18 protein-coding genes are annotated in these 17,401 nt (G+C 57.2%); 9 read left to right on the top strand and 9 right to left on the bottom strand.

Annotated elements, in window-relative coordinates; genetic code table 11:
* Positions 1-59: 59 nt before the first annotated feature.
* Positions 60-1,307: an efflux RND transporter periplasmic adaptor subunit gene (locus tag BLT38_RS05835; protein ID WP_083344335.1), complete on the top strand. Its 1,248-nt coding sequence runs from the start codon at positions 60-62 to the stop codon at positions 1,305-1,307.
* Between the two features lie 68 nt (positions 1,308-1,375).
* Here BLT38_RS05835 and BLT38_RS05830 read toward each other — a convergent pair whose 3' ends face one another.
* Positions 1,376-3,283, bottom strand: coding sequence for a sensor histidine kinase (locus tag BLT38_RS05830; RefSeq protein WP_083344334.1), 1,908 nt, complete (start codon positions 3,281-3,283; stop codon positions 1,376-1,378).
* 21 nt (positions 3,284-3,304) lie between these two features.
* Positions 3,305-4,303 (bottom strand): YpdA family putative bacillithiol disulfide reductase, encoded by a 999-nt coding sequence (locus BLT38_RS05825; protein WP_083346938.1) that lies wholly within the window; start codon positions 4,301-4,303, stop codon positions 3,305-3,307.
* A gap of 138 nt (positions 4,304-4,441) precedes the next feature.
* On the opposite strand from BLT38_RS05825, the gene BLT38_RS05820 reads away from it, so the two are divergent.
* Positions 4,442-5,056, top strand: coding sequence for a nitroreductase family protein (locus BLT38_RS05820; protein WP_083344333.1), 615 nt, complete (start codon positions 4,442-4,444; stop codon positions 5,054-5,056).
* A 78-nt stretch (positions 5,057-5,134) separates the two neighbouring features.
* Here BLT38_RS05820 and trxA read toward each other — a convergent pair whose 3' ends face one another.
* Complete coding sequence (trxA, locus tag BLT38_RS05815; RefSeq protein WP_047486616.1) at positions 5,135-5,467, bottom strand: thioredoxin; 333 nt, start codon at positions 5,465-5,467, stop codon at positions 5,135-5,137.
* A 165-nt stretch (positions 5,468-5,632) separates the two neighbouring features.
* Here trxA and BLT38_RS05810 point away from each other — a divergent pair, with 165 nt between their 5' ends.
* From BLT38_RS05810 to BLT38_RS05800, 3 genes are all read left to right on the top strand, one after another.
* Positions 5,633-6,355, top strand: a complete 723-nt coding sequence (locus BLT38_RS05810) for an HAD family hydrolase (protein ID WP_083344332.1) — start codon at positions 5,633-5,635, stop codon at positions 6,353-6,355.
* 60 nt (positions 6,356-6,415) lie between these two features.
* On the top strand, positions 6,416-6,904 hold the full coding sequence (locus tag BLT38_RS05805; RefSeq protein ID WP_083344331.1) for a (deoxy)nucleoside triphosphate pyrophosphohydrolase: 489 nt from the start codon (positions 6,416-6,418) through the stop codon (positions 6,902-6,904).
* 151 nt (positions 6,905-7,055) lie between these two features.
* Positions 7,056-8,384 (top strand): M48 family metallopeptidase, encoded by a 1,329-nt coding sequence (locus tag BLT38_RS05800; RefSeq protein WP_083344330.1) that lies wholly within the window; start codon positions 7,056-7,058, stop codon positions 8,382-8,384.
* Between the two features lie 64 nt (positions 8,385-8,448).
* Here the strand turns inward: BLT38_RS05800 and BLT38_RS05795 are convergent, their stop codons facing one another.
* The 5 genes from BLT38_RS05795 to BLT38_RS05775 are packed head-to-tail and all read right to left on the bottom strand — an operon-like array spanning position 8,449 to position 14,602.
* Entirely contained in the window at positions 8,449-9,699 is a 1,251-nt protein-coding gene (locus BLT38_RS05795; protein WP_083344329.1) for an Nramp family divalent metal transporter, read from the bottom strand.
* A complete protein-coding gene (locus BLT38_RS05790) occupies positions 9,696-10,679 on the bottom strand; it encodes an aldo/keto reductase (RefSeq protein ID WP_083344328.1) in 984 nt (327 codons plus the stop codon). The genes BLT38_RS05795 and BLT38_RS05790 overlap by 4 nt, the downstream gene beginning before the upstream one ends.
* A 42-nt stretch (positions 10,680-10,721) precedes the next feature.
* Complete coding sequence (locus BLT38_RS05785; RefSeq protein ID WP_083344327.1) at positions 10,722-12,278, bottom strand: GMC oxidoreductase; 1,557 nt, start codon at positions 12,276-12,278, stop codon at positions 10,722-10,724.
* Positions 12,275-13,327 carry a CgeB family protein gene (locus tag BLT38_RS05780; RefSeq protein ID WP_083344326.1) on the bottom strand — a complete coding sequence of 351 codons (1,053 nt, stop codon included), beginning with the start codon at positions 13,325-13,327 and terminating at the stop codon, positions 12,275-12,277. The genes BLT38_RS05785 and BLT38_RS05780 overlap by 4 nt, the downstream gene beginning before the upstream one ends.
* Before the next feature lie 3 nt (positions 13,328-13,330).
* Complete coding sequence (locus BLT38_RS05775) at positions 13,331-14,602, bottom strand: magnesium transporter MgtE N-terminal domain-containing protein (protein WP_083344325.1); 1,272 nt, start codon at positions 14,600-14,602, stop codon at positions 13,331-13,333.
* Between the two features lie 182 nt (positions 14,603-14,784).
* Between BLT38_RS05775 and BLT38_RS05770 the strand changes: the two genes are divergently transcribed.
* The 4 genes from BLT38_RS05770 to BLT38_RS05755 all read left to right on the top strand — a co-directional run bounded on the left by BLT38_RS05770 (position 14,785) and on the right by BLT38_RS05755 (position 16,945).
* Positions 14,785-15,225: an ATP-binding protein gene (locus tag BLT38_RS05770; protein ID WP_083344324.1), complete on the top strand. Its 441-nt coding sequence runs from the start codon at positions 14,785-14,787 to the stop codon at positions 15,223-15,225.
* A 70-nt stretch (positions 15,226-15,295) separates the two neighbouring features.
* On the top strand, positions 15,296-15,643 hold the full coding sequence (locus tag BLT38_RS05765; RefSeq protein WP_047486594.1) for an STAS domain-containing protein: 348 nt from the start codon (positions 15,296-15,298) through the stop codon (positions 15,641-15,643).
* Between the two features lie 227 nt (positions 15,644-15,870).
* A complete protein-coding gene (locus BLT38_RS05760; protein WP_083344323.1) occupies positions 15,871-16,281 on the top strand; it encodes a hypothetical protein in 411 nt (136 codons plus the stop codon).
* A gap of 73 nt (positions 16,282-16,354) precedes the next feature.
* On the top strand, positions 16,355-16,945 hold the full coding sequence (locus tag BLT38_RS05755) for a hypothetical protein (RefSeq protein WP_231966778.1): 591 nt from the start codon (positions 16,355-16,357) through the stop codon (positions 16,943-16,945).
* 1 nt (position 16,946) lies between these two features.
* On the opposite strand, the gene BLT38_RS05750 is transcribed toward BLT38_RS05755, so the two are convergent.
* Positions 16,947-17,357 (bottom strand): FtsB family cell division protein, encoded by a 411-nt coding sequence (locus BLT38_RS05750; protein ID WP_231966777.1) that lies wholly within the window; start codon positions 17,355-17,357, stop codon positions 16,947-16,949.
* Positions 17,358-17,401: the final 44 nt, after the last annotated feature.

The following is a 17,401-nucleotide window of genomic DNA, read 5'->3' as shown; positions in this document are numbered from 1 at the left end:
GAACAGCTTTCAACCTATTTGAACTGCCACCGCAACACGTTTGAAGGAGCCCGCTGAGCATGGCCCAGAACATCGCACAGGATCCGGCAATGACCGGGCATTCCGCCACCATTCAACAACCCACGGGCAAAGGTCCTTTTGTCGCCGCAGCGGGTGGATTCCTTCTGCTTGCGGTTGTCGGCGTCGCCTTTCTAATTCCGAAGCTGCATCATCAAAATGACCTGGAAGACCGCGCACGCGATGTCTCCGGGCCACCGCCCGTTGCCGTTGTGGCCGTAGGTCTAGGACAGCCCAGCAGCAAACTGGAACTGCCCGGCACGGTACAGGCGTTTGCACAGACTCCCATTTACGCACGTACTTCGGGTTACATCTCCAAGCGCTATGTGGACATTGGCGACCACGTAAAGGCCGGACAGTTGCTCGCGACCATTGAAGATCCGCAGACCGAGCAATCACTGCGTCAGGCACGCGCCGCCCTGCTTCAGTTGAAGGCGCAGCTACTGCAGGCACAGGCGAATGCGAAGCTCTCAACGCTGAACAATACGCGCGGCCAGCAGCTTCACCAGGAAGGCGTTATTTCGCAGGAGGCGTTGGACAACTACAACGCTCAGTCAGGCGCGAATGATGCAACCGTGGAAGCGGCCAAGGCAAACATCGCAGCAGGTGAAGCGAATGTACGGTCGCTGGAAGAACAGGCTTCGTTCTCGCGCGTGGTGGCTCCGTTTACCGGTGTGATCCTGTCACGTTCTATCGACAACGGATCGTTGATCACTTCCGGTTCTGCCAACAGCGTGACGCAGCTCTTCACGATTGCGCAGTCAGGCATGGTTCGCGTCTTCGCGAATGTGCCGCAGAGCAATGCACCGGATGCCTTGAGTGCATCCACGGCGCAGGTAACCTTCCGCGAGCTTCCGGGCCACGTTTACTCCGGCACCATCACACGTTCGTCCACTTCGATTGATCCGGCGTCGCGCACGCTGCTGACGGAAATCGATCTGCCAAACACCGATAACAAGATTCTTCCCGGCATGTTTGCGACGGTGACTTTCGCTGTGAAGAATTCGCGTCCGCCGGTCCTGCTGCCAGGCAATGCCCTGGTTGTTCGTACCGCTGGGCCGCAGGCATACACCGTGGACGGGAACAACGTTGCGCACCTCCACAGCGTTGTACTTGGCCGCGACTACGGCACCAGTGTGGAGATCCTCAGCGGACTGGAAAAGGGCGATCATGTGATCCTGTCACCGTCGGATGCAGTACAGGAAGGAACCAAAGTGGCTCCTGAGCTGGAAGCGCCGCAGAAGCCGTAATTACTCTTTGCCTCATAGAAAAGCCCGCCAATGGCGGGCTTTTCTATGCACGTTTACGTTGCAAGCGTTTAGACGAGATGATCCGCAAGCACTTGGGCGGATGATTGCACGATGCGCGGGCCGCGTGGCACGCCATCCCACGGGAAGAACAGCGAGAACACTGTGCCAGAGGCATCGCCACGATATTTTGCCTGACGACTGCGCACCAGCATGTCTCCGTGATGCTTCTCCAGTATCTCCGCACTGACCCACAAGCCAAGCCCCGTGCCGCTGGCGTCCTTGGTGGTAAAGAAAGGCTCGAAGATGCGACGCCGCACAGCGTTCGACATTCCCATCCCCTCGTCCGCAATCGTGACGCGAACGCCCCTTCTGTCATTGTGGCGCATGGTGCGCGCGCGAATGAAGAGACGGCCGCCTTGTGGCATCGCGTCAATCGCATTACCAACGAGGTTTGCAAAGAGCTGGCGGAGCTCTCCCGCGTAGCCAAACAGGAGCGCCTGTTCTTCCAGCCGCAGCTCCGTCTGTACCTTCGCCGACCGCAACTTCGCGGTGTGCAGGAGCAACACGCTGCGCAACATCTCCGTCACCTCAATGTCTGTGGCGATTGAGGACTGGCGATGAAACCGCAGCGTTTGTTGCGTGATCTCTCCGACGCGTTCCAATTCTGTCTGCGCCAGCGCCACCCAATCCTGCGCCTGTACGTCGAGCGATGGGTTGTTGCGCAGAAGATAGAGCGCGTTCGTTACGGCTTCTAACGGAGTGTTGATTTCGTGCGCGATGGAAGACGCAAGCCGTCCGGCGATTGCGAGCTTCTCACTGCGACGCATGGCTTCTTCCGCGTGTCGGCGCTCCGTTACTTCAGTGACGATAACGCCCACCCAACGGACTTCTTCGCCAATGAACACTGGGAAGTAACTTGCAAGCCAAATTCGCGGATAGGTGTCGCCCACCGCTTCGCCGCTGAGCTCTTGTTCGGCGATGCCTTCTCCGGTGCGGAAGACCTGTTCTACAAGCTGTTCCGACTCCAGCGCCAATGAGTTGACCTCTCCTTCGGCTGCGGGAAGCAGATCACGCAGACGGCGGCCGAGGTGTTGCTCCAGTCGCACGCCGTGCATCTTTGCCAAGCGATCGTTGATGCGGATGTAGCGATAGTCTCGGTCGTAAAACGCAAAGCCAATTGGAGCAGTGCGGAGCATGGCGTCCAACAGGTTCAACGTTTCCTGAGTGCCACGACGCTGACGCGCAATCTCATTCACCATGCCGTTGAAGCTGTTGAGCAGCGCGCCTGCTTCGTTTTGTGCAGCCACCACCGGAACCGATAACGGGAACGCTGACAGGTCGTTGGGATCGTTACGCAATTGCAAAGTGGCACGGCGCAGTTGACGCAGCGGCTGGGCCAGCGTGGCGGTCAGCGCCCATACCAGCAACACATTGCCCAGCAGCGCAAACGGAAAGTAGATCAACAGGCTTTGCAGCACGCGCTTGGGCGTGTTCATGGTGAGCGCAGAGTCTTGCGTGACCCAGAGGATGCCGCGCACCAATCCGTCCGAGACGATCGGCTGTGCGCCTTCCTCGTTGCCTTGATCAGACATCACGCGGAGATACTTACGGCCAGAAAGCAGTTTTGGTAGCAGCTTCTGTTCGCGGTCTGAAAGCTGCATCGGCAATTCGTCGCTGGTGTTACGCAGGACCGTGCCGTGTACATCCGTCACGCGAACGCCTTTTAACGAAGCAGCGATGGGCAGTTCGTGCATCACATCGTCGATCATCTCGTCGTTGTGCTGCTGCATCGGCTCTGCCAGCGACGCGGCGATGATGGTACTTTGCCGCTGTAGCCGGACACGATCGCGTTCCCGGCTTTCGCGGAACTGATCACGCACGCTGAAGCTCAGGAAGACGCCGAACACGACGAGCTGCACCAACAACGTACCGGCGATCAACTGCCCCATGATCGTCTTCGGCGCCCAGCGCATCATCGTTCTTCGTTCCCTTTCCTGTTACGACTTGCCAAGTAATTTGCCAGCCAGGTCCCGCGCAATGAGAGCGCCATGGAAGCGGCCATTTTCAATGAAGATTTCGTTGGTGCGTTCTCCTGCAACGACAACGCCGGCCATGTAGATTCCCTTTACGTTTGACTCCAAGGTGTTCACATTGCAAACCGGGCAACGGCTGTTGTTCGGGTCAAGCGTGACACCCATGCGTTCCAGGAATTCGAAGTCCGGGTGGTATCCCGTGAGTGCAAACACGAAGTCATTCGCAAGGGTAATTTCACCTTCCGGTGTATTCAGCGTAACGGTGTCTTCCGCAATCTGCTTCACAGTTGACGCAAAATACGCGGTAATTTCGCCATTTGCAATGCGGTTTTTGATATCAGGCAGAATCCAGTACTTCACGTGGCGGTGCATGGCTTCGCCGCGATGCACCAGCGTCACCTTCGCGCCGTGGCGCCACAGATCCAGCGCCGCAATCGCTGCGGAGTTCTTGCCACCGATTACCAGTACATTCAGCCCGTAGTACGGGTGTGGCTCGTCGTAGTAGTGATGAACCTTGTTGAGGTCTTCGCCTGGGAGGCCGAGGTAGTTCGGCAGATCGTAATAGCCCGTGGAGACGATCAGCTTCTTCGCGTGGAAGTCCTGACCGCGTCCAAAACGATCTGTGGTGTGGACGGTGAAATCGCCGTCTGTGCCGCTCACACGGTCCACGTGATGGTACTGCCGCACATCCAGAGCGTAATGCTCTGCCACCTTGCGGTAATACTCCAGCGCCTCACTGCGTGTGGGCTTCTGGTTGGGGCTGCTGAAGGGCATATTGCCAATCTCCAGTAACTCCGGCGTGGTAAAAAACGTCATATGCGCCGGGTAATGGAAGAGGCTGTTGCACAGACACCCCTTGTCCACCAGAACCACGCGCAGGCCTTCCTTCTGTGCATCAATGGCGCACGCCAGCCCGGTGGGTCCTGCCCCTATCACCAGCACATCGAACAACATGTCGGACATACAGACCATTGAATCATGCTGTGCGCAGATCGCAAGCGCCATTCATCGGTCATCGCACACGCCATAAGCTGACGCGCATCACATCCATCGTCCGCGACATCCAAACAGAAATCACTTCGCCCTCAAAAGGAAAAAGCCATGTCTGACCTTCCCGCATTGGAAAAGCTGAAACACGGTACCCCGGAAGCAATTGTTCATGACCTGATTCTGGCTCGCTGGAGCCCTCGATCATTCGCGGACAAGTCCATCTCCGATGCCGATCTGAAGAGCATTTTTGCTGCCGCCGCCTGGGCTCCGAGCAGCAGCAACGAACAGCCGTGGCGCTTTCTGGTGGGCCGCAAGGGCGACGAGACCTACAAGAAGATTTTCAACGCTCTGGTGCCGGCGAACCAATCCTGGGCACAGTCAGCCCCGGTACTGTACTGCAGTTTCGGTAAGAAGACCTTCTCCAGCAATAGCCAGCCCAATCCCTATTGCCTGCACGACACAGGTGCGGCTTCCGCAGTGATTACGCTGCAAGCCATCTCCATGGGTATTCACACGCACGGCATGGGCGGATTCGACAAAGAGACGCTTCGCGCATCGTTCGGTGTGCCAGACGACTTTGAAGCAGGTGCCTGCTGGGCCTTGGGCTATCTGGGCAAGCCGGAAGATGCTCCAGAGAAGTACCGTGCCGCGGAGACCTCGCCACGTTCCCGCAAGCGCCTTGCTGAATACGTTTTCAGCGATTGGGAAAAGGCCGCTTCGTTCTAAACCGCGACTACAAACGCAGAAAGGCCCGGGGCATCTGCTCCGGGCCTTTTTCTGCAACCTCTTGGCGTGCGACTCAGCTTACGCGAGTACCTTGCCGATGGTCTTGTCGATGGTGTCCTTGGGCACGTAGCCAACAATCTGCTCTGCTACCTTGCCGTCCTTGAAGAGCAGCAGCGCGGGGATACCGCGGATGCCATAACGGCCCGGCGTGGCTGCGTTGCGGTCCACGTCCATCTTCATGACCTTGATCTTGCCTTCGTACTCACCGGCAACCTGGTCCACGACAGGGGCGAGTGCTCGACAGGGTCCGCACCAGGTGGCCCAAAAGTCCACCAGGACGGGCGTCTCGCTCTTCAGCACCTGCTGTTCAAAGTCCACGTCGTTCACTTCGGTTACAAACTGTCCTGCCATCGATTTGCCTCTTCTCCCGGGAATGTTCGCTCGACCGGATTACCCGCCTTAGCGGGGGTCTCGCGATCGTTCCTGCTTAAGAATAGATGCACCCAGCACAAAAACGCTTCAGGTGTACCCCTGTATGTGCATGCAGGGTTCATCCAGCCTTGCGACAATAGAAGCATGAATCAGGCTATAAGCGCCAGCCCTCGCCGCTTCAACCGTAGCGAATTCCTGCAAAATGTGCGTGATGCACGCCCTCGCACCGCCGTTTTCGACTTTGACGGCACCCTCTGGCCGGGCGATGCCGGCTCCGGATTTATGCACTGGACCATTGCCACACGCCTCCTGCCCGGAGAGGCGACGCGCCACATTCTGGACCGCCATGCCCTCTACAACCGCGGAGAAGTGGGCGAAATTGCCATTTGTGGAGAGATGACCTCCATCTACGCCGGTATTTCCGAAAAAGCCCTGCGTGAATCGGCCGCAAAGTACTTCGTAGACCATGTGCAGCCTCACTTCTTTCCGGAGATGATCGCCATTCTGAAGGAGTTACAGGCCAGTGGGACGGATATCTGGGCAGTATCGTCCACGAATAACTGGATGATTGAAGAGGGTGTACGGGAATTGGGTATTGCGCCGGATCACGTGTTAGCGGCCTGTGTTGCGGTGGAAGACGGCATCGTGCGCGAGACGATCCTGGACATCCCCTCGGACGAGGGCAAAGCGGAAGCCCTGCGCCGTGTAGGACTGACGCACCCGGACGCAGTCTTTGGCAATAGCGTGCATGACCTGCACATGCTGGAGATGGCAAAGCATCCCTATCCGGTGAATCCGACCGTGGCGCTGGCGGAAAAATCGGCGGAACTCGGCTGGAACGTTTACTATCCGGCGACCGAAGGCTAGGGCCAGTGGCCCTTCAGCATCTACACTGCTGTGACGGTGGTGCAATTCGCCGCCAGAGGGATGCAGGGCTTGAAGAAGAAAGCTGCCATTCGAAAGCTCGACGGAAAGCGGGAAAACGCAGTGCGTTTACCTCGCACCGTTCGCCTTGTGGTGGCCGCGCTCATCCTTCGTCCTGGCCCTGATGGCGCGGAGGAAGTACTGATCTGCCAGCGAAAGGCCGATCAACCGATGAGCCTGAAGTGGGAGTTTCCCGGCGGCAAGATTGAAGCCGGTGAAGGCCCAGAAGAGGCGCTACGCCGCGAGCTGAATGAGGAACTGGGCATCCACGCGGAGATTGGACCCCTGCTGACCCGCGTCCGCCATAACTACCGCAACGGCGGCGCAGTGGATATCCAGTTTTTCCGTGTCCGCAGCTTTGCCGGGGAGCTGGAGAATCGGATCTTCCAGCAAATTCGCTGGTCTGGACTTGAAGCCCTTCCCGAGTATGACTTCCTAGCCGCTGACCTAGGCATGATTCATGATCTGGCCGAAGGCAAACTCAAAGTCTAGATTTAAAACCTTAAAATACAGTTGTTTAAATAAACACATTAAAGCTCTGAGTGAAGAGCAGGCTTTGAGGTTTACGGGGCGGATACTCCGTCATATTTGGCCAGAAAAACTATGTGGCCAGAGTGGTTCGTAACTCTGCTATAAACCGGCAATGCGTCGATTCCTGCTGTTCCTGTTGCTCCTTGTGGCTGTTCCCCTTCACGCCGCCACCACACCTGCTGAAAAGCTGGCGAACGACGCGGCGCAGCATGAACTGGATTCTTCGCCTGAGGGCGGAAACATTCCGTCGTACTCACTGAAGCCTGCAGACCTGGTCAAGGCCCAGCATCTGGACAAGGTAGGTACGGTGCTGCACTTCGCCACCTCCATCTGGTCGCTGGTGTACACCCTGGCACTGATGGCACTGGGAGTGGTGGGGTGGATGCAGCGGACAGCAACGTCGCGTTTCAAGAACCGCTGGCTACAGGGCGCCACCTTCCTGCTCCTGTTTGTAGTGATTACAGGTTTTCTGGATGCGCCATTCAGCGTCTACGGCCATTGGTTGAGTTTGAAGTACGGATTGAGTGTGCAGAGCTGGGGAAGCTGGTTGGGCGACCAGGCGAAAAGTGCTGGGATTGCTTTGGTGATCGGAATTCTGCTGGTGATGCTGCTGTTCTGGTTCATCCGCAAATTTCCGCGTCGCTGGTGGTTTGGTTTCTGGATTGTCTCCATTCCTATCACGCTGGCGGGCATCTTCATTACGCCGTATGTGATTGATCCGTTGTTCAACAAGTTTGAGCCTCTGCAGCAATCGCATCCTGAACTGGTGAAGCGACTGGAAGATGTGGCGGATCGCGGTCACATGAACATTCCGCCGGATCGCATGTTCCTGATGAAGGCGTCGGAAAAGGTGACTACGCTGAATGCCTATGTGACGGGCTTTGGCTCATCAAAGCGTGTGGTGGTGTGGGACACGTCAATTGCCAAGGGAACACCGGACGAAATCCTGTTTATCTTCGGGCATGAGAGTGGGCATTACGTGCTGCATCACATTGTGCGCGGCATCCTGGTCAGCATGGTGATCACGTTCATCACGCTCTACCTGGGATACCTGTTTGTGCAATGGGCCATCCGTCGTTTTGGAGCTTCGTGGGGCATCCCAACGCAGAACGACTGGGGTGCGCTTGCCGTGCTGTTGCTGGCATTTTCGCTGTTCAGTTTCTTCCTTGAACCGATTACTTCGACCCTGTCACGTTCGCAGGAACATGCGGCGGACGTATACGGCATGGAGGCCATTCACGGTATCGTCACCAATCCGCAGGAGACGGCGCGTGGAGCGTTTCAGGTACTGGGCGACACAAGCTATGACCTGCCGAATCCAAACCAGTTTCTCGAGTTCTGGACATACGGTCATCCCAGCATCGGCCGCCGTGCGGCTTTCGCTGCTCATTACGACCCATGGGCCGATGGCTACGCGCCGAAGTATTTTCCGAAGCAGTAAAGCTTCTTCAAAATAAAAGGCGCCGCAGTCAAATGCGGCGCCTTTTATTTTGTTTGATTGCTGATTATCCCCGTATCGATTGCCACACCAGTAAAAGCGATAGCCCCGTGACCAAAATGCCCGTGATCCACGCGATGGCGTTAAACCATGTGCGATTGCGATACTCGCCCATCAGCTCTGGCTTGTTGATCAGCTTCAACATGAAATACATCACCACAGGTAGCAGCAGGCCGTTCAACACCTGTGACAGAACGGCCATCTTCACCAATGGGAAGTTTGGGATGAGTACAACTGCTGCGCCTGCAGCGATGAGGATGGTGTACAGCCAATAGAAGACTGGCGCCTGTTTCCAAGTGCGATCCAAACCACTCTCAAAGCCGAGACCTTCGCAGACCGTGTACGCAGTGGAAAGCGGCAGGATGGACGCCGCAAACAAGGATGCATTGAACAAACCCGCAGCGAAGAGAAGGAATGCGTAGTCGCCTGCGATGGGCCGCATGGCTTCTGCGGCATCGGCTGCGACATTGATGTTGCGTACACCGTGAATCCACAACGTGGCGGCACACACCACCACAATGAACCACGCAACAACGTCGGTGAAGATGGAGCCAATCGTCACGTCAAGACGCGTGGCCTTGTACTGCTTCACCGTCACGCCCTTCTCCACGATGGACGATTGAAGGTAAAACTGCATCCACGGCGTGATGGTGGTACCGATGACGCCGATGGTCATGTACACGTAATTGCGGTCGTGCCACAGGGAACGATCAGGCAGTTTTACCGTCTCGACCAATGCCGTGTGCCAGTCGGGTCTGCCGAGCACGCCTGCTGCAATGTAAGCAAGATAGACCACGCTGGCGAAGAGAAATATCTTCTCCACGCTCTTGTAGTCACCTTTCACAACAAGTGCCCATACCAGGAATGCACACACGGGCACAGCGATGTATTTGCTGACATGAAAGAGACCTAGCGCGCCCGCAATACCCGTGAACTCAGCGATGACGTTGCCGAAGTTCACCACCACGAGCAACAGCATGATGATGAAGGTCAGACGAAGGCCAAACTCTTCACGGATGAGATCGCTGAGCCCCTTACCGGTGACCGCGCCCATGCGCGCGCACATCTCCTGCACCACAATGAGCGCAATGGTGATGGGAATCATCGTCCACAACAGCGAGTAGCCATATTGCGCACCCGCCTGCGAATACGTGAAAATGCCGCCAGCATCGTTGTCCACGTTGGCCGTGATGAAGCCTGGGCCAAGTGCGGCGAGGAAGAACAGGATGCGGTAACGCCAGACCTTCAGCCACTTCACGCGTCACACTCCGCGTGGATAGAATCAGTAGCTTGCTGCACCTTCTCGTAAAGCTTGCGGGCCGCTTTATCTCTTGGCGAGGGCGCAGCAAACGCCGCGTTCTCCGAGATGTGTTTCTGATTCTTCGACGAGAACAGCAGCAAGCCGGAGGGATTCATTTGCAAAGCGGCGCGCATCATCAATTCGCTGAGAATGCCTCCGTCCGATAGATCCTGATTCACTTCTGTAGACCATTCCTTCATCCGAAGTGGCGATACGGACAACCACTGCTGCAGACATCGAAAGTTGTCACCAAGCGAACGATGGTGGATGCGGAAAGCAGCGTCTGAACGAGTCGGATCAAAGACAGACCACTCACACTGGATTACCTGCGCATAACCGGGGCTTTCATTCTGGATGGCCTCGACGTGCGCGCGATCCGTGCCGATGCCGAATGCTCCAATCTTGCCTGCAGTCTTGGCCGTTTGCAGAAACTCCAGCAACGCCGCACTGTGTACTTCTTCTGCTGTTGCGTCATGCAACAGGAACAGATCAATGCGTTCCACACGAAGATCGCGCAAACTCTTCTCAAGCGATGCAGCGGCTTTCTGCGGCGATAGGTCACGCGGTTCGCGCGGACCGGCAACGCTTTTTGCCACGCGCTGCGCGCGCTTCTTCAATCCAGGAATCGCCTTGACCAACGGAGTTACAAGTCGGCGTGCGGTGCCGATCATGCCGGGATGCTTGGCGGGAGGTATACCAAACTTTGTCGCGACAGTGACCTCGCCCGGATGCCGCGAAAGGAACTCGCCGAGACACGCCTCGGCTTCGCCATAGCCGTACATTGGCGCAACATCAAAATGACGAATACCCGCGTCAAAAGCCCACTCCAAGGTGCGCAGCGACTGCCGACGATCCATGCTGCCCATCAGGCTGGACCCACCGAAGCCAAGCCGCGTTGTGCGTCTTCCGGTGTCCGCGAGTTGAATCGTATCGACCATCTTTATGCAGTATCCCCTAAGCGTTTCCTGTGCGGTTTAGGACTATGCCAACGTTGCACCCAGGCGTAACGCCAGTGCCAGGGCTGTATGGGTAGGGTTGGAATAGCCGCCGGTTGGGAAGACGCCGGCGCTGCATAGTCGCAAATTCTTGGTTCCCCACATGCACAGGTTGGTATCGACTACGCCCTTCGCAGGGTCCGCGGACATGCGCGTGCCACCAATGTGATGCAGACCATCGTCGCAGTGCGCACGCATCGCTTCGTCCGATGTGAGATCAATGCGCGGCTTCAAGCGCGCAATCCCCTGCTTCGCCAGTTCGTCACCGGTCAGTTGTAGGAAGGTCCGCATGGTGTCCAGTTCCAACTTTGAAATAACCCAGCGCAGGCTGGTGCGGCGCATGCCCAGCGCGTCACGATCCTCCGTGAGCGTGATGCGACTCTCAGTATCGGGCTGTTGTTCGCAGTGCACACGCATGGTGATGCGCGCATCCGGAGCCACGTACACGCGATGACGCATTGCATAAGCCCACGTCTGCCGGAACAACAGCGGCAGATTCTGCATCAACGCGGAAACCTGCGTGCTGTCTACGTCTTTCCACTGGCGATAGAGCAGGCGCTTGCCGATGGCTTTCACTGCCGCGCCACGCTCTTCTGTGTCGTCGTGAAAGGCCATGGTCGCCGCGACATTTAGAATTCTGTGCTGCTCCTGCGCGCGCGCTGTCAGGCGAAACTTCGGGTGAAACTTGTAGCCATTGAGAAGCACGTTGGTGAACGCTTCGAAAAAGCGATTGCGATTCAGCGGTTCCACATCCACTACGTCGCAGTCCACATGATCCTGAAAGCCGCGCCCGACAAGGCCATTCGGGTTCCACACAGATCCATGCTGCTCTTCCAGATGAAGAAGCAAGCGCGAGGTTTCAATGGCTCCGGTGGCCAGTACGAACTCGTTTGCAGTTACACGCGCGGTGGTGCCATTCAGGCTGCGAAGGATTGCGGCGCGGATGTGTGCACCATCTTCCGCGCGCTCCAGATCCACCAGATTTGCGTGTACCAGCACAGTGAGATTGGGCGAAGACGCCATCTCCGCGCCGTGGACTTTCGTGAAGTTTGGTTGCTTGAGCCAACGCGTGAAATACGGTTGAAGATCCGGTCCAAGCTGAGGTTTAGACATGCCCAGAGCCTTCCAAACCGCGGCGTCTTCGCCGATAGCACCCAGGCCTTCGTACTGAATCGCTTCCGCATAAAACGGCATCAGCTCTTCGCGTGACACGTCCCAGCCACTATGCGGAACCCAGTCCCGATGTGCAAAATCAATGGGCTCCAACGGCAGAATCTGACCGCCCCATCGCGTGGTGGTGCCACCCCATGTACGGAAGCGTCCGACGTGAACACCTGTGTGCGCTTGCGCCGTTACGTCTGTGCGATAGAGTTGCTGCGAAGCGTCTTCGAAGACAGTTCCGCCGCTTTCCACCAGCAGCACACGCTTCCCGGCACGCAGTAATCGCACGGTAAGCACAATGCCCACCGCGCCAGCACCTATGACGCAAACATCATAGGAAGCTTCGTTGGTGAATGGCTGCTTCTCCAGATCGAACGTCATGCCGCTCCCTGCATCTCTCTCACTAATGGTTCCAGCCGTTCCACAATGTGGCGCACCTGCGTGTCGTTGTCATAGCCGGACTTCAGAGCGCGTTGCCAGCCCGCATGTGCAATACGTGTACGCGCCGGTTCGTCATGCAGATACTTCCGTGCCTTTTCAATGCACTCTTCCAACCCAGTGAAGAACACAGCTTCTTCGTCTTCCACAAATCGCGCTGCGTGTCCGGCAGAACGCTCGGCCAGTAGGAATCCTCCACACGCTGTAATCTCAAAACTCTTGTGAACGAACTCATCCTGATTGGAATGCGTGAGGAATGACAGATTGATACGCGAACGCCAGATCGCTTCGCGATAGTCGTCGTTCCGCAGTTCGCCGTTACCGCGATACAACGCAACACCGCCCACACGTTCCAGTGCTGGCTTCCACACCAACCCGCCATTCACCGCGACGTCAAAGCCACCTTCGTTTGCCAGTCGTGTAAGAAACTCTGGGCGCTGATCGTACGGTGTACCCACGAATGAAACATCACGGTCGCGTTCACGATCGCTCCAGCCCTCCGGCGGTGCGAAGTGGATGGTTGGCTCATAGGCTGTTTGGATTTTGATGACGTCGCGTGCGCCGGCGTTCTTGTAATCCGTCACATTCACGTCGCGTTGCGTGCAGTGCAGGTCGTAGTACGGGATGGTCTTGGCGTACAGCCTCCAACCCGGGTCGCGGCGCGGGCCGAAGAAGTTGTCAATCATGTACGAGACAGTGACGATGCCCTTCTTACGCAAATGCTCCAGCGTGGAGGGCTTCATGAAAAGCACCTTGTCTGCCCACACCACGTCTGGCTTCAAGGTTTCTGCCATCGACAGGATGTCGCGATTCAGGCGCTCAACTTCTGGTCCCCAGACGAGTCGAAATTCAATCTTCTGCAGCAAAGGATTTTGCTGACGGTAATCCAGGGTGTTCAGTTCGAAAACTTCATGGCCTTCTCGGCGCAACGCAAGAATGCGATACCACGCGGAATCAAAGGAAGTAATCTGCCCGGCGTAAAGAATCCTCATGCTTTAGTGCCCCGCCCTTAGCAGAGCAATCACGTGTTCCGGATAGATAACACCTGCGAGCTGACGGTCGTGATCCAACACGGCAAGCGAACGCAGGTTGTATTTATCGAATTGCTCAGCAATAGCGCGGCTTCCAGCATCAATGGAACATGTGTGCAAGTGTGCTTCCTTCACATCGATCAGCTTCGTTTCGCCGTTGGAGAGTGCAAGTTTCGACAACGTCACAGCGCCCTTCAATCGACCATCACTGTCCAGAAGGAAGACTTCGTTCACTGCATCCAGATCGCCCTCGAAACTGCGCAATGCTTCGATTGCCTGGTGCACATCCGCATCTTCGGGAACGGCCACATACTCCGTGGTCATACGGCCTGCGGCCCAATCTTCCGGGAACTCCAGCAGCTCTTCGACCTCGGCGCGCTCTTCCGGTTCCATCTCAAGAAGAATTTCTTCGGAACGCTCCTCTGGCAGCTCTGCAAGAAGATCTGCTGCGGCACCGGGATCCATCTCTTCTACGATGTCCGCAACGCGGCTGGACTCCATGCCCTCCAGCAGTGAACGTTGCAGCTTTGGATCGACCTCTTCCAGTGCTTCGGCTGCGATCTCTTCATTCAACGAGCCGAACACTGCCTCGCGCTCTGCGGGTGCGAGCTCTTCGAGGATGTCCGCGATGTCTGACGGATGCATGGTCGAGAGGCGGTCGCCTTCAATCTTCAAACGCACGCGGCGAGCAGGATCGCGGTCAATGAGATCGACGAACTCCCATGGAATGACGCGGGGCTGAAAGCGATGCGCCATCGCATCCACCGCATTCAATGGCAGGCCACGGAGCAGGCGGCGAACCGCGCCACGCATGCCCACTTCCACCTCTGCAATGCGCAGGCGGTGGAGTTCATCGTGCGTCTCCCATACGAGGTCGACGTCGTTGACACGCACCACTTTATGGCCATGTACGTCAATAATTTGCTGGTCGAGCAGGTCGCGCTCTAACAACACGGAGCTATGCGGAATCTCCACGGCCTGCGGCTGATCTGCATCCTGCCTGATGTGAAGCTCGCCGGTATGGCTGAAACGCAACGCGGTGAGAGGAACGGAATAGACCTGGCCATTACGCAACCGGCCAGAAGCCGTCAGGAGCAGTGTGCTGATGTGCGTTCCGGAGTCCTCGGTCGCTACGACGAGCTCGGCAATACGCCCGAGGACGCTTCCGTCATGCGCCCGTACGGGATACCCCAGCAGCGAGGAGAGACTCGTGCGGCGAACCAGCTGTTCGTTCATGCGTCACCGCTCCTCTCTGCCCGGAATCTGGTGCTTTTTGAATGCCCTTCCGGCAGTCTATCGAAGCTATCGCGATCGGCGAAATCACCGGTCCGTAACAATCGTGTGCGTAAGCGCCTTGACATTCCTGCGCGGGGAAAGCACACTGCCAGCAAGACCAAGCGGCCAGGGACCGAGACACGTTGCCCAATACACCTACAACACGGACAACCTTCACCCTGCCGTCCACGCTGGATACCGTGGATCGTGTGGAGCAGGAGGCGGAATCCTTCGCCAACCGCGCCGGATTCGCGGAAGACGACATTTCCAACATCGCCATGGCCGTCCGCGAGGCAGCCGTGAACGCCGTCATCCACGGCAACAGCTACAGCAGCGACAAGGAAGTGACGGCCAGCTTTGAAGCAAATGACGATGACCTTGTCATTCGCATCAGCGACCAGGGTCCCGGCTTCAATGAGGAAGCCATACCCGATCCCCTTTCGCCGGAGAATATCCTCCGCGGCTCGGGACGCGGGGTGTTCCTTATGCGCGCCTTCATGGATGAGGTACACTTTCGCCAACTGTCCCCGGGAACTGAGCTGACACTTATTAAGCACCGAATTCCCGCGCAGGACGCAGCCTGAACCACTTAACGACCGCAGATTTCCCAAGTTTCAATTTCGCCGATTCCTTCGGCAGGAGAGCACACAGACGATGAGCATCAAGGTAAGCACGCGCCAAGTGGACGGCGTTACGATTCTCGACTTGAGCGGCCGGATCACCCTGGGCGAAGGCTCCGTCACCCTGCGTGACACCATCCGCGATCTCGTCGCGAAGGGCGACAAGAACATCCTCCTCAACCTGGGCGATGTTTCCTACATCGACTCCTCGGGTATCGGAGAGCTGGTTTCCGCCTACACCTCGGTAAAGAACGCGGGCGGCGAGCTGAAGCTGTTGAACCTGACCAAGAAGGTGCAGGATTTGCTCCAGATCACCAAGCTGTACACCGTGTTCGACGTCCGGGACGACGAAACGCACGCCGTGGGTTCTTTCACCCGCTAATTTCAGCAAATACAAAAAGAGGGTCGCTCCAGCTTGGAGCGACCCTCTTTTTTTGTGAAATTTCTATCGAACGCCAACTTCCGCCGATTTGTACCTATGGCGCAATCCGTCCCCAAAGGACGTTCACATTCCCGCCACATTCGGGTTGCGCCGGGGTTCTTTCAGTGTGTAGTGTGGGTGAAACGGTCCACATTGCGGGATAAGAAATTCAGCTGTTAGAGGTTTTCATGCGCTTTTATATGGCGTCCGCTGCGACTCTGCTCCTCTTCTCTTCCGTTCTCCCGTTGCAGGCCTCTCGCGTGAAGCGGGGCCCTACAGCGAAACACAAGAAGACCCAGACCGCCGCACCGCACCAGCGTGCCATGGACGACACCCGCGCCGCGCAGATACAGACGGCGTTGGTGAAGGCTGGCTACCTGAAGGAAGCCAGCGGCCACTGGGATGCCGAAAGCCAGGCTGCCATGCAGAAGCTGCAGGGCGATAACGGCTGGCAGACCAAGCTGGTACCGGACTCGCGCGCGCTGATCAAGCTGGGCCTTGGACCCACCTCGCAGACGACACCCTCCACGGTTCCTGTTGCGCTCTCAGAAGGTGGTGCTGCGACCTCGAGCGACGTGGAAACATTCGGCGGCAAATAAACGCAGTTTGACTCCCCCACCGGGCCCCGGTAGCCCCTCTACAGCTATCTTGCGAAGCGCTATTCTAGGAATTGTGAAGCGCCTTCTGCTCCCGGTTTTGTTGCTCATGTCGCTGCTTACCCTGAACGCCCGCGCCATTGAATTGAAAGTCTCTGCGGCGGCGCTGGAACGGACCCTCAAAGAACAACTCTTCAATGCTCCGGACGCCCGCTACTACCTGCGCGGCGACCGCAATTCTGCTTGCTACGTGTATATCGATCAGGCCACCGTCAGCTTCCAGGACGACCGCGTGGTGGTGCATGTCAGCACGCACTCGCGTCTGGGTGCCGGCGTCTTTGGCAAGTGTGTGGGTGTGGGATTCAACACTATGGCAGACGTCTCCGTAGTCCCGCAGGCTGAGGGTGAATCCATCGGATTCCGCGACGCACGGGTGGACCGCTTCACCGGCAACAAGGAACTCGACTTCCTGCTGGTTCCCTTCCTGCAGCGCAAACTGCCCGCCAGCATGAAGCTAAATGCGGCAGAGCTACTACGTGCGGCATTGGCAAAATCAAAGGACAGTACCGGCTATAACGTGGCGCTGGATTCGCTGAAGGTACATTCGATGCTGGTGACGAAGGATCGTCTTACCGTCGATCTGGACGGTTCACTGCACGTGGACTGAGTTACTTTGCAGCGGGCTTTTGATCCGAAGGCAGAGTGTAGATAACTTCGCCGGGACGCGCGTAGTGCAGCGCCTCGCGGGCCTCATGCTCAATGGCATCCGGATTGTTCGTCAGGCGTTCCACGTGGCTGCGCAGTCGCCCATTGTCCTGCTCCAACTGCTGACTTTGTGACTGCAGATCACGCAGGTCGTGGCGCTTATTCTGATAGGCCGTAAGGCCATTCTTTCCAAAGACGACGTGGTAACCAACCATGATGGCCAGCAATGCCGCCGCGCCCGTCGCCAGGCGGCGTCGGTTTCCGTAGAAAGCCTCACAGATGCGGCCTAGAGTGGCTGCGAATCCGCGGAGCTGCGTCGTTTTTTGCTGCGTTTCCACTTCTTCCAGTAGATGCGTGGATGCAGTGCGATGCAAGAGGTGGCACCCCACTCGATACCTCCTTTTTACGGTGAAAATGC

Source organism: Terriglobus roseus (assembly GCF_900102185.1).
Lineage (GTDB): Bacteria > Acidobacteriota > Terriglobia > Terriglobales > Acidobacteriaceae > Terriglobus > Terriglobus roseus_A.
This window is presented reverse-complemented; position numbering and strand designations above follow the sequence as displayed.

Coding starts and splice junctions, on each gene's coding strand:
- BLT38_RS05835 (WP_083344335.1), top strand. CDS start 60: ATGGCCCAGAACATCGCACAGGATCCGGCAATGACCGGGCATTCCGCC.
- BLT38_RS05830 (WP_083344334.1), bottom strand. CDS start 3,283: ATGATGCGCTGGGCGCCGAAGACGATCATGGGGCAGTTGATCGCCGGT.
- BLT38_RS05825 (WP_083346938.1), bottom strand. CDS start 4,303: ATGTCCGACATGTTGTTCGATGTGCTGGTGATAGGGGCAGGACCCACC.
- BLT38_RS05820 (WP_083344333.1), top strand. CDS start 4,442: ATGTCTGACCTTCCCGCATTGGAAAAGCTGAAACACGGTACCCCGGAA.
- trxA (WP_047486616.1), bottom strand. CDS start 5,467: ATGGCAGGACAGTTTGTAACCGAAGTGAACGACGTGGACTTTGAACAG.
- BLT38_RS05810 (WP_083344332.1), top strand. CDS start 5,633: ATGAATCAGGCTATAAGCGCCAGCCCTCGCCGCTTCAACCGTAGCGAA.
- BLT38_RS05805 (WP_083344331.1), top strand. CDS start 6,416: ATGCAGGGCTTGAAGAAGAAAGCTGCCATTCGAAAGCTCGACGGAAAG.
- BLT38_RS05800 (WP_083344330.1), top strand. CDS start 7,056: ATGCGTCGATTCCTGCTGTTCCTGTTGCTCCTTGTGGCTGTTCCCCTT.
- BLT38_RS05790 (WP_083344328.1), bottom strand. CDS start 10,679: ATGGTCGATACGATTCAACTCGCGGACACCGGAAGACGCACAACGCGG.
- BLT38_RS05785 (WP_083344327.1), bottom strand. CDS start 12,278: ATGACGTTCGATCTGGAGAAGCAGCCATTCACCAACGAAGCTTCCTAT.
- BLT38_RS05780 (WP_083344326.1), bottom strand. CDS start 13,327: ATGAGGATTCTTTACGCCGGGCAGATTACTTCCTTTGATTCCGCGTGG.
- BLT38_RS05775 (WP_083344325.1), bottom strand. CDS start 14,602: ATGAACGAACAGCTGGTTCGCCGCACGAGTCTCTCCTCGCTGCTGGGG.
- BLT38_RS05765 (WP_047486594.1), top strand. CDS start 15,296: ATGAGCATCAAGGTAAGCACGCGCCAAGTGGACGGCGTTACGATTCTC.
- BLT38_RS05760 (WP_083344323.1), top strand. CDS start 15,871: ATGCGCTTTTATATGGCGTCCGCTGCGACTCTGCTCCTCTTCTCTTCC.